General features: G+C 70.0%; 13 protein-coding genes. 4 read left to right on the top strand and 9 right to left on the bottom strand.

What is annotated here, in order from left to right; all coding sequences use genetic code 11:
• Positions 1 to 13 precede the first annotated feature (13 nt).
• Positions 14 to 1993, bottom strand: coding sequence for a DNA topoisomerase IV subunit B (locus M6I34_RS00375; RefSeq protein ID WP_272483741.1), 1980 nt, complete (start codon positions 1991 to 1993; stop codon positions 14 to 16).
• A gap of 31 nt (positions 1994 to 2024) precedes the next feature.
• Positions 2025 to 2183 (bottom strand): hypothetical protein, encoded by a 159-nt coding sequence (locus M6I34_RS00370; protein ID WP_272483740.1) that lies wholly within the window; start codon positions 2181 to 2183, stop codon positions 2025 to 2027.
• A 103-nt stretch (positions 2184 to 2286) separates the two neighbouring features.
• Here M6I34_RS00370 and M6I34_RS00365 point away from each other — a divergent pair, with 103 nt between their 5' ends.
• Positions 2287 to 3462 (top strand): trans-sulfuration enzyme family protein, encoded by a 1176-nt coding sequence (locus tag M6I34_RS00365; protein ID WP_272483739.1) that lies wholly within the window; start codon positions 2287 to 2289, stop codon positions 3460 to 3462.
• Between the two features lie 88 nt (positions 3463 to 3550).
• Here the strand turns inward: M6I34_RS00365 and M6I34_RS00360 are convergent, their stop codons facing one another.
• Entirely contained in the window at positions 3551 to 5425 is a 1875-nt protein-coding gene (locus tag M6I34_RS00360) for a potassium transporter Kup (RefSeq protein ID WP_272483738.1), read from the bottom strand.
• Positions 5426 to 5505: 80 nt separating this feature from the next.
• On the opposite strand from M6I34_RS00360, the gene M6I34_RS00355 reads away from it, so the two are divergent.
• Both M6I34_RS00355 and M6I34_RS00350 read left to right on the top strand, forming a co-directional pair.
• Positions 5506 to 5883: a DMT family transporter gene (locus M6I34_RS00355; protein WP_272483737.1), complete on the top strand. Its 378-nt coding sequence runs from the start codon at positions 5506 to 5508 to the stop codon at positions 5881 to 5883.
• Between the two features lie 33 nt (positions 5884 to 5916).
• Complete coding sequence (locus tag M6I34_RS00350; RefSeq protein ID WP_272483736.1) at positions 5917 to 6792, top strand: DMT family transporter; 876 nt, start codon at positions 5917 to 5919, stop codon at positions 6790 to 6792.
• A gap of 63 nt (positions 6793 to 6855) precedes the next feature.
• Here M6I34_RS00350 and M6I34_RS00345 read toward each other — a convergent pair whose 3' ends face one another.
• The 4 genes from M6I34_RS00345 to M6I34_RS00330 all read right to left on the bottom strand — a co-directional run bounded on the left by M6I34_RS00345 (position 6856) and on the right by M6I34_RS00330 (position 10683).
• Complete coding sequence (locus M6I34_RS00345; protein ID WP_272483735.1) at positions 6856 to 8238, bottom strand: TRAP transporter large permease; 1383 nt, start codon at positions 8236 to 8238, stop codon at positions 6856 to 6858.
• A 13-nt stretch (positions 8239 to 8251) separates the two neighbouring features.
• Complete coding sequence (locus M6I34_RS00340; RefSeq protein WP_272483734.1) at positions 8252 to 8815, bottom strand: TRAP transporter small permease subunit; 564 nt, start codon at positions 8813 to 8815, stop codon at positions 8252 to 8254.
• 140 nt (positions 8816 to 8955) lie between these two features.
• Positions 8956 to 10005 carry a TRAP transporter substrate-binding protein gene (locus M6I34_RS00335; RefSeq protein WP_272483733.1) on the bottom strand — a complete coding sequence of 350 codons (1050 nt, stop codon included), beginning with the start codon at positions 10003 to 10005 and terminating at the stop codon, positions 8956 to 8958.
• Positions 10006 to 10182: 177 nt separating this feature from the next.
• Complete coding sequence (locus M6I34_RS00330) at positions 10183 to 10683, bottom strand: hypothetical protein (protein WP_272483732.1); 501 nt, start codon at positions 10681 to 10683, stop codon at positions 10183 to 10185.
• Between the two features lie 337 nt (positions 10684 to 11020).
• Here M6I34_RS00330 and M6I34_RS00325 point away from each other — a divergent pair, with 337 nt between their 5' ends.
• Complete coding sequence (locus M6I34_RS00325; protein ID WP_272483731.1) at positions 11021 to 11335, top strand: hypothetical protein; 315 nt, start codon at positions 11021 to 11023, stop codon at positions 11333 to 11335.
• Positions 11336 to 11419: 84 nt separating this feature from the next.
• On the opposite strand, the gene M6I34_RS00320 is transcribed toward M6I34_RS00325, so the two are convergent.
• Both M6I34_RS00320 and M6I34_RS00315 read right to left on the bottom strand, forming a co-directional pair.
• Positions 11420 to 12235 carry a mechanosensitive ion channel family protein gene (locus M6I34_RS00320; RefSeq protein ID WP_272483730.1) on the bottom strand — a complete coding sequence of 272 codons (816 nt, stop codon included), beginning with the start codon at positions 12233 to 12235 and terminating at the stop codon, positions 11420 to 11422.
• Positions 12236 to 12322: 87 nt separating this feature from the next.
• Complete coding sequence (locus tag M6I34_RS00315; protein ID WP_272483729.1) at positions 12323 to 13240, bottom strand: LysR family transcriptional regulator; 918 nt, start codon at positions 13238 to 13240, stop codon at positions 12323 to 12325.
• Positions 13241 to 13272: the final 32 nt, after the last annotated feature.

Genomic DNA, 13272 nt, shown 5'->3' with positions numbered 1-13272 from the left:
GTTCTTGTGACGGTCAGATGTCGACCTCGGCCTCGTTGCCGCGCTCTTCGAGCCAGGCGCGCCGCGCGGCCGCCTCGCCCTTGCCCATCAGCATCGTGAAGCGCTCGGCCGTGGCCTCGGCCCCGAACTCGCCCAGCGAGACCGGCAGTAGCCGGCGGGTGTCGGGGTTCATCGTGGTTTCCCAGAGCTGCTCGGCGTTCATCTCGCCCAGCCCCTTGAAGCGCGAGATCGTCCAGCTGCCCTCGCGCACGCCGTCCTTGCGCAGCTTGTCCTCGACGTGCTGCAGCTCACCGTCGTCCAGGCAGTAGAGCTTGCGCAGCGGCCGCTTGCCGGCCGCCGGCACGTCGACGCGATACAGCGGCGGGCGCGCCACGTACACGTGCCCGCGCTCGACCAGCCTGGGGAAGTGCCGGAAGAAAAGCGTGAGCAGCAGCACCTGGATGTGCGAGCCGTCGACGTCGGCGTCCGACAGGATGCAGATCCGGCCGTAGCGCAGCCCCGACAGGTCGGGCGAGTCGCCGGGCCCGTGCGGGTCGACGCCGATCGCCACCGCGATGTCGTGGATCTCGTTGTTCGCGAACAGGCGGTCGCGCTCGGTCTCCCAGGTGTTCAGCACCTTGCCGCGCAGCGGCAGGATCGCCTGGAACTCCTTGTCGCGGCCCATCTTGGCCGAGCCGCCGGCCGAGTCGCCCTCGACCAGGAAGATCTCGTTGCGCGCGGTGTCGGTGGATTCGCAGTCGGTCAGCTTGCCCGGCAGCACCGCGACGCCCGAGCTCTTCTTCTTCTCGACCTTCTGGGCGGCGCGGCTGCGGATCTGCGCCTGCCGGATCGCCAGCTCGGCGAGCTTGCGGCCGTACTCGACGTGCTCGTTCAGCCACAGCTCGAGCTGCGCGCGCGCGAGCGAGCCGACCAGCCTGACCGCGTCGCGCGAGTTGAGCCTTTCCTTGATCTGGCCCTGGAACTGCGGATCGAGCACGCGGGCCGACAGCACGAAGCTCGCCCGCGCGAAGACGTCCTCGGGCAACAGCTTCACGCCCTTGGGCTGCAGGTTGTGCAGCTCGACGAAGCCCTTGACCGCGTTGAACAGGCCCTCGCGCAGGCCGGCCTCGTGGGTGCCGCCGGCCGGCGTGGGGATCAGGTTCACGTAGGACTCGCGCACCGGAGCGCCGTCCTCGGTGAAGGCCACCACCCACTGCGCGCCCTCGCCCTCGGCGAAGGTCTCGTGGCCGGCCGCGATGTACTGCTCGCCCTCGAACAGCGGGATCACCGGCGCCGCGCCCGGCCCGGCCTGCAGCGCCTCGACCAGGTAGCCGCGCAGGCCCTCGGCGTACTGCCAGGTCTGCTGGCGGCCGGCCTTCTCCTCGACCAGCGTGACCTTGACGCCGGGCAGCAGCACCGCCTTCGAGCGCAGCAGTTGCACCAGCTCGCCGTGCGGGATCGCCGCCGAGTCGAAGTACTTCGGGTCGGGCCAGCAGCGCACCCGGGTGCCGCTGCGCCGCTCGCCGCGGGCGGCCTGACGCGAGGCCAGCGGCTGCGAGACCTCGCCGCCGGCGAAGGCGATCTCGTGCACGCCGGCGTCGCGCCAGACGGTGACCTCGAGCCGCTTCGACAGCGCGTTGGTCACCGACACGCCGACGCCGTGCAGGCCGCCGGAGAAGCTGTAGGCGCCGCCGCCGGCCTTGTCGAACTTGCCGCCGGCGTGCAGGCGGGTGAAGACGATCTCGACGACCGGCACGCCCTCTTCCGGATGCGCGCCGACCGGAATGCCGCGGCCATCGTCCTCGACCGCGATGCTGCCGTCGGCGTGCAGGGTCATCACGATCTCGCGGCAGAAGCCGGCGAGCGCCTCGTCGGCGGCGTTGTCGATCACCTCCTGCACGATGTGCAGCGGATTCTCGGTGCGGGTGTACATGCCGGGGCGCTGGCGCACCGGCTCCAGGCCCTTCAGGACGCGAATCGAGGCTTCGCTGTATTCGCTGTTGCGTGTTGCCATGGGGAACGGAGGAAGATCGGGGTCGCGCGATTCAGCGCGCGATCGGGAAGCCGCACATCTGCAGCATGCTCGCGAAGTCGAGCACCCGGTCGGGGTGCAGGTAGGCCAGGAAGGCCCAGACGACCGCGAAGCCGAGAAGCGCGGCGAGCAGGGTCCAGCCGGCCGCTCGCAGGGCGCGCGAGCCGGTCACGACGACCCTCCGCGCGCGGGCACGGCGGCTAGAATCCGGCGACGGTTCGGTTTCATGGCCCCCGATTCTACTTGCCGGCCGCGCCCCCCGAAAAAGGCATCCGATGCGCCCCTCCCCCGACACCCTGCTGATCCACGGCGACGCCGAGCTGGCCGGCGACGGCTCGCTGGCGCCCCCCGTCTTTCCGTCGGTCACGCACGCGGCCGCCGACGCGGCCGAATTCTCGGACATGGCCAGCCGGCCGCGCCATCCGCGCTTCTACACCCGCTACGGCCATCCGACCCACGAGCGCGCCGCCCGGCTGATCGCCGGGCTCGAGGGCGCCGAGACCGCGCTGATGACCGCGAGCGGCATGGGCGCGATCAGCGCGGTCGCGCTCGGGCTGCTGAAGGCAGGCGATCTGGCCGTGGGCCAGGCCAGCCACTACATGGGCACGACGAAGCTGTTCACCGAGCTGCTGCCCCGCTTCGGCGTGCGCACCCGGCTGGTCGACCAGACCGACACCGGGGCGCTGGTCTCGGCGATCGGCGAAGGCGCCCGGCTGGTCATGGTGGAAACGCCGGTCAACCCGACGATGGCGGTCACCGACCTGGCGGAGGTGGCCGCCGCCGCCCGCGCCGCCGGCGCGATCAGCGTGGCCGACAACACCTTCGCCACGCCGATCAACCAGCGCCCGCTCGAGCACGGCATCGACCTGGTCGTGCACAGCGCCACCAAGTACCTCGGTGGCCACCACGACCTGATCGCCGGTGCGGTCGCAGGCCCCGCCGCCCTGGTCGAGCGGATCTGGGACAGCGCGATCGTGCTCGGCGCCACGCTGGGCGCCTTCGACGCCTGGCTGCTGCTGCGCGGCATGCGCACGCTGCCCTTGCGGGTGGCGCGCGCCAACGACAACGCGATGGCGGTGGCGCGCTTCCTCGAGCGGCATCCGCGGGTCGAGGCAGTCCACTATCCGGGCCTGGAAAGCCATCCGCAGCACGCGCTCGCCGGGCGCCAGATGAGCGGCTTCGGCGGCGTCGTCGCGGTCCGGATCCGCGGCGGCTACCTGCCGGCCGCCCGCTTCACCGCCTCGCTGCGGCTGTTCGCCAACGCGGTGAGCCTGGGCGGGGTCGAGTCGCTCGCGGTGCACGCCGCGGCGATGTGGGCCGGCACGCTGAACGAGGCGCAGATGCGCGAGGCTGGCGTCGAGCCGGGCCTGGTCAGGCTGGCCTGCGGGATCGAGGCGGCCGACGACCTGACCGCGGACCTGGCGCAGGCGCTGGACACTGACGCCGGCTGAAGCCGGCTACCGAAGGCCGCGGGCCGCGGCCCCCCGCGCGCCGGCCGTGGCCCCCCGCGCGACGGCCCCTGCCCTTGCGCGCGACGGCTCAGATCGCCACCTGGGTGCCGACCTCTATCACCCGGTCGGCCGGCAGGCGGAAGTAGTTGGCCACGCTGGTGCTGTTCTGCAGCATCCAGCCGAACAGCGATCGCCGCCAGCCGAACAGGCCGCGCTGGCTGACCGACACGACGGTCGGCTTGCTGGTGAAGAACGAGGCCTCCTCGACCTTGATCACCAGGCCCTTGCGGGCGGCGAGCCGCAGGATCCCCTGGATGTCCGGGTCCTCCCGGTAGCCGAGGTGGGCGGTCAGCCGGATCACGCCGTTGGCGCCCCGCTGCACCTGCACCCGCTCGGCCTCGGGCACCAGCGGCACGTCCTCGAACTCGGCGGTCAGGAAGATCGTCGTCTCGTGGACCACGCCGTTGTGCTTCAGGTTGTGCAGGAAGGAACTCGGGCAGCGGGTCGAAGACGACGAGAAGAACACCGCCACGCCGGGCACCCGCTGCAGGCCCGACAGGTCCATCGCCAGGCCGTCGACCGCGTTGCGAGGCCCCGAGCGCTTCTTCGAGCGCATGATGTCGATGCCGCGCCGCCAGGTGGTGAGCACGGTGAACACCGCCATCGCCAGCAGCAGCGGGAACCAGCCGCCGTCGAGCACCTTGGTGGCGTTGGCCGCCAGGAAGGCCCCTTCGACCAGCGCGAAGACCGCGAACGGCAGCCACAGCAGCCGCAGGCTCCTGGCGCCCCGGACCCGCGGCAGCGTGACCAGCATCAGCACGCTCGCCAGCAGCAGGTCGCCCGACACCGCGATCCCGTAGGCCGCGGCGAGCGAGCCGGAGTCGCGGAACTCGAGCATCAGGAAGACCACCAGCGCGAGCATCAGCCAGTTGACGACCGGGATGTAGATGCGACCCTTGCGCGTTCGCGACTTCTGGATCACCCGAAGCCGGGGCAGGAAGTTCATCCGCGAGGCCTGCTGCGTGGCGGAGAAGGCCCCCGAGATGACCGCCAGCGAGGCGATGACCGCCGCGGCGATCGCCAGCGCCGTGAGCGGCAGCACCATCTCCGGCGGCACCAGCAGGAAGAACGGGTTGTGAACCGCGCCGGGGTTGCGCAGCACCAGCGCGCCCTGGCCGAAGTAGTTCAGCGTGAGCGCCGGCAGCACGATCGCGAACCAGGTGAGCCGGACAGGCTTCGGGCCGAACTGGCCGAGGTCCGCGTACAGCGCCTCGACGCCGGTCACGCACAGGAAGACCGCGCCGGCCGCGACGAAGGCCAGCCCCGGATGCTCGACGACGAAGCCGAGCGCGTGGCGCGGATCGAGCGCCCAAAGCACGTCGGGTGTCTGCAGCACGCTGAGCCCGCCCGACACCGCAAGCGTGGCGAACCAGGCGAGCATCAGCGGGCCGAACAGCGCGCCGACCGCGTCGGTGCCGCCGCGCTGGATCAGGAACACCGCGACGACGATCGTCAGCGCCACCGGCAGCACGAAGGGCGCGAGCGCCGGCCGCGCCACCGCGAGCCCCTCGACCGCGGCCAGCACCGAGATCGCCGGCGTGATGACCGCATCGCCGTAGAACAGCGACACCGCCAGGATGCCGAGCACCGTGCCGAGCCACAGCATGCGCGGGCTGGCGCGCAGCCGGTGCATGCACCAGGACAGCATCGCGAGCACCCCGCCTTCGCCGCGGTTGTCGAAGCGCAGCATGATCGCCACGTACTTCAGCGACACGATCAGCGTCACCGTCCAGAAGATCATGGACAGCACGGCGAACACGTTGGCCGGGGTCAGCGGGATGCCGAAGCCTGGGCGGAAGGCCTCGCGAAAGGCGTAAAGCGGGCTGGTGCCGATGTCGGCGAACACGACGCCGAGGGCCGCGAGGGCGATCGCCGGCAGGCCGGTGCGGGCTGGCTTGCTCATGAGGGCGGAAGTCTACACCCGGGGGGCCGCGCCGGTTTCGCCGCTATCATCCGCGGATCTTCCACGCCCCGACACCGCGCATGAACGCCCTGAGCCTGGTCCTGGTCCTGACCGGCGTCGTCCTGAACGCGCTCGCCCAGTCGCTGCTGAAGGCCGGCGCGAACCGCCTCGGGCCCGTCGAGTTCTCGCTGTCCCAGGCCTGGCCGGTCACGCTGCGCGTGCTCGGCGAGTGGCCGTTCCTGCTCGGCTTCGCCTGCTACGGCATCAGCCTGATCGTCTGGATCGCCGCGCTGACGCGGGTGCCGGTCACGATCGCCTACCCGATGCTGTCTATCGGCTACGTGATCAACGCGCTGATCGCGCGCTTCTGGCTGGGCGAGACGCTCGGGACCAGCGGCTGGCTCGGCATCGCGCTGATCGGCGCCGGGGTCGCGCTGATCGCCCGGCAGGGGGCCTGACTCGCAAGAGACCGAAACCCGCGGGACCACGCCTTGCTCCTTCCCGACAGTTCCCGGAATCGCCTGCTCGGCATCGCGATCGTGTCGGGCGCCTACCTCTGCTTCGCGGTGCTCGACACCTCGGCGAAGTGGCTGGTGAAGTCGCTGCCGGTGCTCGAGGTGGTGTGGCTGCGCTTCGTGACCCACGTCCTGTTCATGCTGGTGCCGATGGCCCGCGCCGGCGGCCGCAAGCTGCACCGGGTCCGCCGGCCCGGCCTGCAGCTGCTGCGGGCGGCGATGCTCTGCTCGATGACCGGGCTGAACTTCTGGGCCCTGCAGTACCTGCAACTGGCCGAGACCGGCGCGATCCAGTTCGCGGTGCCCATCCTGGTCGCGCTGTTCGCGGCATGGCTGCTCGGCGAGCGCCTGGACGCCGGGCGCTGGGTCGCCGTCCTGGTCGGCTTCGCCGGCGTGCTTGTCATCGTGCGACCCGGCACCGCCGGCTTCCACCCCGCAATGCTGATCGCGCTCTGCAACGCGGTGCTGTATGCGCTGTTCAACCTTCTCACCCGGCGCCTGGCGGCCACCGATCCGCCGGCGGTCACCAACCTTCTGTCCGGGGTCGGCGCCGTGGTCGTCATCGCGCCTTTCGCGCTGTCCGTGTGGGTGACGCCGACAGAGCCGCTGCAGTGGCTGCTGATCGCGCTGACCGGCCTGGCCGGCGGCACCGGCCACCTCTGCCTGGCCCACGCGCACCGCTACGCGCCCGCCTCGACGCTTGCGCCCTTCCTGTACCAGCAGATCCTGTACATGACGCTGCTCGGCTTCCTGGTGTTCGGCGACGTTCCGAGCGCCGCCGTGGTGGCCGGCGCCGGGATCGTCATCGCGAGCGGGCTGTACCTGCTCTGGCGCGAGCGCAGCGCCGGCTGACGCCGGCCCGCGCCCCCGCCGGGGCCGGTCCTCCGGGCCCCGGGCGCCCGGACGGGCCGGGCGTCAATCGAGCAGCCCCATCTCCCTCGGCAGGTACAGCACGAGCTCGGGGAAGGCCACGCACAGCGCCAGCGCCACCATCTGGATCAGCACGAAGGGGATGATGCCGCGATAGATGTGCATCATCGTGACCTCCTTGGGCACCGTCGCCTTCATGTAGAACAGCGCGAAGCCGAAGGGCGGGGTCAGGAAGGCCGACTGCATGTTCACCGCGAGCAGGATCGAGAACCAGAGCAGGATCACCTGCCTGCCCTCGATGACCGTGCCGAAGTCCAGCTTGCCGATGATGGGCGCGAAGACCGGGATCACGATCAGGCAGATCTCGATCCAGTCGAAGAAGAAGCCCATCACGAACACCAGCACCATCACGAACACCAGCACCTCCCAGCCGGTGTCCAGGCCGAAGGCCTTCAGGATGTCGAGCACCACCTCGTCGCCGCCGAGCGCCCGGAACACGTAGGAGAACAGCGTGGCGCCGAAGATGATGAAGAACACCATCGCGTTGGTCTGGGCGGCCGAGTACATCACCTCCTTCAGGACCTTCATGCTCAGCTGGCCGTTGAACCAGGCGAGCAGGATCGCGCCCAGCGCGCCCACGCCCGAGGCCTCGGTCGGCGTGGCCCATCCGGCGAAGATCGAGCCGAGCACCAGCACGATCAGCGAGGCCGGCGGCAGGAAGCTGCGCAGGATCATCCGGGTCATCTCGCCGGCGTCCGACGGCCCCTCGCTCAGCTCGAGCGCCGGCGCAAGCCCCGGCCGGAACCCCGCAAGCACGACGATGTACACGACGTACAGCGCGCTCATCAGCAGGCCCGGGATCACCGCGGCCATGAACAGCGAGCCCACCGACAGGCCGACCAGGTCGCCCATGATCACCAGCATGATGCTGGGCGGCAGCAGGATGCCCAGCGTTCCCGCCGACGCGATCGTGCCGACCGCGAGCTCCTTCTGGTAGCCCCGCTGCAGCATCGCGGGCAGCGCGATCAGCGTGAGCATGATCACAGAGGCGCCCACGATGCCGGTGGTCGCGGCCATCACCGTGCCGAGCACGGTCACCGCCACGGCCAGGCCGCCGGGCAGGCGGCGCAGCAGCACCTGCAGCGCGCGCAGCAGGTCCTCCGCCACCCTGCTCTTCTCGAGCATCGTGCCCATGAAGACGAACATCGGGATGGCCACCAACACCTGGTTCTGCGCGGCCTGCCCGTAGATGCGCGGCAGCAGGTTGGCGAACTGCGCGAGGTTGAACACGTCGAACCACACGCCGACGAGCCCGAAGAACACGCCGACCGCGCCCAGCAGGAACGCGACCGGGTATCCGATGAACATCACCAGGATCAGTCCGAAGAACATCACCACCGCCAGGTGGTCGATCAGCCAGTCGATCATCGCGCTCTCCGGCTCAGTGCGAGGAAGCCACGGGCAGCGGCGCGCGACGCGCGAGCTCCGGCGGCCCGAACAGCACGACGATGCAGCGCGCCATCACCGACAGCACCGCGAGCAGAACGCCCCAGAGGCCCGCGTACAGGAAGAATTTGACGATCCATCGATAGGGCAACCCGGTCGGCGCGTCCGAGCTCTCGTTCTGCAGGAAGGACGTCACGAAGAAGTCCTGCGCGTGCGGCAGCGCGACGTAGAGATACGGCAGCGCGAAGACGATGCACCCGATCAGCTCGAGCCAGACCTTCTTTCGCGTGGACAGCCCCGCGACGAACACGTCGATGCGCACGTGCGCGTTCTTCAGGTAGGCGAAGCCCAGCCAGGTTGTGAACAGCAGCGTGTGGATCTGCCACTCGAGCTCCTGGAGCCGGGTGGAGCCCAGGCCGGGCAACTGGAAACCGAACTTTCGGGTGATGACATCGAACACGATCACCACGATGCAGGCGATGAACGCCCACGCGAACAGGCGCGCGACCGCGCCGAGGAATGCCTCGATCAGGTCGCTCAAGCGCAGGAGAAGGGCCATTTAACGGGCTCCGGACGGCCACGCACCCGCCTCCGTGGGCCGGCACGGGCATGCTGCAAGGGAACGGGGATGCGGCTCCGAGAGCCGCATCGGACATCCTGGCTGGCGCGAGCGCCCAGGACGGACGCTCGCGCCGGCGCTTACCTCAGGTAGCCGAGGTCCTGCCAGATCTTGTAGTTCTTGCGGAAGGCGGTGTACGACTCGTAGCCCTTCTTGAAGTCCGGGCTCTTCGCGGACTGCTCGGCCGCGACTTCCTCCCAGGCCTTCTCGAACTGGGCCAGGATCTCCTTGGGCCAGCGGTGCAGCGTGACGCCCTTGTTCTTCTGCAGGTCCTGCAGCACCGCGAACTGCGAGGCCTCGCCGTCGGCGAACATCTGCAGCATGTTCGCGTCGCAGGCGTTCTGGATGATCGCCTTCTGGTTCGGGCTGAACTCGGCCCACTTCTTCTTCGAGATGATCAGCTCGTTGAGCGTGGACTGCTGGTGCCAGCCCGGAAAGTAGTAGTGCTTGGCCACCTGGTGGAAGCCGAGCGTGGCGTCCATGATCGGCATCGAGAACTCGGTCGCGTCGATCGTGCCCAGCTGCAGCGCCTGGAAGATCTCGCCCGCCTGCAGCAGCTGCGTCGCGACGCCGAACTTCTGCATCACGTTCGCGCCCAGCCCCAGGAAGCGCATCTTCAGGCCCTTGAGGTCCTCGACCGACTTGATCTCCTTGCGGAACCAGCCCGAGGCCTCGGGCGAGATCAGGCCGCAGGGGATGACCTCCACGTTGTACTTGGCATGGAGCTCCTTCATCAGCTTCTCGCCGCCGCCGTGCTTGAGCCAGGCGATGTACTCGCCGCCCTCGGGCCCGAAGGGCACCGCGCCGTACAGCGCGAACGCGATGTCCTTGCCGGTCCAGAACGCCGACACGGTGAAAGCCATGTCGAGCGAGCCGTTCCCGACTGCGTCGAGGTACTGGTTCGCCGGGACCAGCGCGCCGGGCTCGAAGCCCTTCACGTCGATGCTGCCGCCGGACATCGTGCGGATCATCTCGACGAGCCGGGTCTGCGCCGGACCGAGCAGGCCGGTGGTGCTGGGGAAGGCCCATCCCATCTGCGCGCGGACCTTCTTGTCCTGTGCAATCGCCTGCGAGCCGCCGAAAACCATGCCCACGGCGAGCGCCGCCGCCGCCAATCGCTTGAACGCCATTCCTGTCTCCTCCATCGTGACGCGTTGCGCGCCGATTCTTTGGTCCGTGCCGGCGCCTGTGGCGCGGCGCGGTGGAGGGACGCTATCACAGGCCCGTCGTTCACGGCAACGGGAATTCTCCGCACCGCGCCTCCTCGGCGGGGCGGACTTGCGGTGGGCACGCGTCGATGCGCCCGTCTACTCGAAGCGCAGCAGATGCTCGGCCGGAACGTCGGCGCCGTAGCGGTCGATCAACGCGTCGATCTCGGCAAGCAGGCTCGCCTCCTGGTCGTCGTCGACCGCGCCCTCGCCCACCAGGCGGGCGAGCAGCCCGTCGGCCATCGCCTCCCGCACCATGCCCAGGGTCGGCGCCAGGTCGGCCTCGCTCTCGTCGACCATCGCCTCGATGATCGACGAGAGCTGTTCGCTGGCCTTCACGGCCGTGAAGTCGGCAGCCAAGGCCTCCTCGCCGAACTCGTCGACCAACGCCTCGATCTCGGCGTACAGCGACTGCTCGGTGCCGAAGCGCGACCGGTCAGCCTTCAACCCGCGGCTCACCAGCGAGCGCCGAAGCCGGTCGCGGACGAAGCCCAGGGTGATCGGCTCCTGGATGTCAGGATCGACCAGCAGCGACTCCATGAACGCGGCGAGCGCCTCGCTCGCCCGGCTCTCGCCGTCGATCGGCATCGGCATCGACATCGTCTACCTCCTTCGGCCAGTGCGGTGGAGCGGTTGGCAAGACGATGCGCGGCTCGCCGACCGCTTCGACACAAGATATCGCCCTGGGCGCGGCGCGCGCTGACCGAGGTCAACGCCCGGGGACCGTCCGGCCCCGCCGCGGCATTGCCAGCGCCAATCGGCCCGATTGCGACAATCAATTTCCGCCTCGGGGCCGAAGCACCCGAGAATCCCCGCTGAGTCGCACCGGCCCCCTCCAGGGCACCGGCCCGCTCCGGGCTCGCTTCCGGCGGCATCCGATGAAGGCGCGCGCCTCGTGTCCCCCTACCCTCCCAAGCCCTCTTCCGGCGACAAGCTCATGAAAGCCTTCCTGATCGACCCCGCCGCCAGGCGAATCGAAGCCGTCGAGTTCGACGGCAGCCTCGACGGCCTGCGCCAGCTGATCGGCTTCGACACGATCGACTCCGACGAGATCGACGCGACCGGCGACCGGCTGTTCTTCGACGAGGAGTGCTTCCTGCGCGCGGTGCCCGGCGCCGGCCGCTTCCAGCTCGACAGCCTCGCGCCAGTGGCCGGCAAGGGCGTCGTCGTCGGCTCGCGGGCCGAGGGCTCGGCGCTCGCCGACCCGGTGATCGGCGCCGAGGCCCTCGGCGCTCGCATACGGTTCGTCTGAGCGCCGGCGCGATTCCATCCTGAGCGCCGGCGCGATTCCATCCCGAGCGCCGGCGCGAATCCTTCGTTCGAGGGCGCGCCCGCCTCACTCCGCCGCGCGATACAGGTGCACGTCGCGCTGGGGGAACGGGATCGAGATGCCTTCGGCATCGAAGCGCTTCTTGACCCGCTCCTGCATGTCCCAGTACAGGCCCCAGTAGTCGCTGGCCTTGACCCAGGGGCGGCACAGGATGTCCACGCTGCTCTCGCCGAGCCCGCCGACCACGATCACGGGCGCCGGCTCCTTCAGGCAGCGCTCGTCGGCGGCCACCATCTCGGCCAGGACGGCCTTCGCGCGATCGATGTCGTCCTGGTAGCCGATGCCGAAGCTCATGTCGCAGCGGCGGGTGTCGAACGCGTTGAAGTTGACGATCTGTCCGCCCATGATCTGCGAGTTCGGCACCGTCATGCCCTTGTTGTCCGGCGTGTGCATCTGCGTGGCCAGGATGCCGATCTCGTCGATCGTGCCCGCGACCCCGCCCGCCTCGACGAAGTCGCCCACCTTGAACGGCCGGAACAGGATGATCAGCACGCCGCTGGCGAAATTCGACAGCGAGCCTTGCAGGGCCAGGCCGACCGCGAGGCCGGCGGCACCGAGCACCGCGACGAACGAGGTGGTCTGGATGCCCAGCTGGGAGACCGCGGCGATCACGACCGCCACCATCAACAGGTAGAAGACGATGTTCGACAGGAAGCCGACCAGCGTCGCGTCGACCTTGCTGCGCTCCATCGCGCGGCGCACCGCCTTGCGGACCAGGCCGGCGATCCATTTCCCCGCCACGAAGATCAGCAGCGCGAGGACGACCTTCATTCCGTACTCGGTCACGTAGCTCAACAGTGCGTCGATCTGCTCACTGGACATCGTTCTCTCCTTCCGGTCGTTGGATGCAAGGGTCGAGGCCGCCGGTCGCCGTCGGGGCCGGAGGGCCCGAGGCCGGCCGGCGCGCGCTCAGCGATGCGCGCCCAGCAGGGCGTCGCGAAAGGCCTGCGCAACCCGCAGCGGGGCCGGCGCATGCCTGCGGATGCAGGAAAAGCGGCAGTGGTAGTTGAACCGGCCGGGGGCCACCGCGCGCATCCGGCCGTCGCGCACGAAGGGCGCGGCGTAGTGATCGGGCAGGAAGCCCACGTAGGCCCCCGACAGCACCAGCGTCGCGACCGCCTCCTGGTCCGATGCGGTCGCTGCCCGCGCAAGGCGCCGCTCGTGCGCGAGCATCATGTTGGGCGAGTGATAACCGAGCGCGGCTAGGTCCCGGGCGCGCAGGTCCGGCCAGTCGAGGGCAGCGTCGTCCGCGTCGAACCACGGATGCGACACGCCCGCGTACAGCAGCATCCGCTCGCCGAACAGCTCGTCGTAGGCGAGGCTCTCGGAACGCCGGTGCTCGGGCACCACACCGAGGTGGTACTGCCCGTCGATCACGCCGCGCTCGATCATCGCGATCGTTCCGACGTGCATGTGCAGCGTGACCTCGGGCGCCTGCTGCCGGAACGCACGGACCGCTTCGGCGATCCGGCAGGCCGGGTTGCTCGCGGTCTTCTCGAACACCGCCACGTGCAGGTCGCCGCCCAGTCGCCGGCGGATCTGGTGCAGGCTGCCCCGGAAGGCCTCGGTGGCCGCGAGCAGCTGCCCGGTGGCCGCGTACAGCTGCTCGCCCTCGGGCGTGAGCGCGAAGCCGCCCCGCCCGCGCCGGCACAGCACGAAGCCCAGGCGCGTCTCCAGCTCCTTCACATGCCGGCTGATCGTCGACATGGCCAGGTCGAGCTCCAGCTCGGCCGCGGCCATGCCGCCGCAGTCGACCACCGCCTTGAACACGCGCAGCAGGCGCAGGTCGACGTCGCCGACCCGTTCGGGGACGGCGCCACCCGGCAATGAAGGGCTCGGCGAGGCAGGATTCGACAGGG

It is taken from the genome of Zeimonas sediminis, from assembly GCF_023721795.1.
Lineage (GTDB): Bacteria > Pseudomonadota > Gammaproteobacteria > Burkholderiales > Burkholderiaceae_E > Zeimonas > Zeimonas sediminis.
This window is presented reverse-complemented; position numbering and strand designations above follow the sequence as displayed.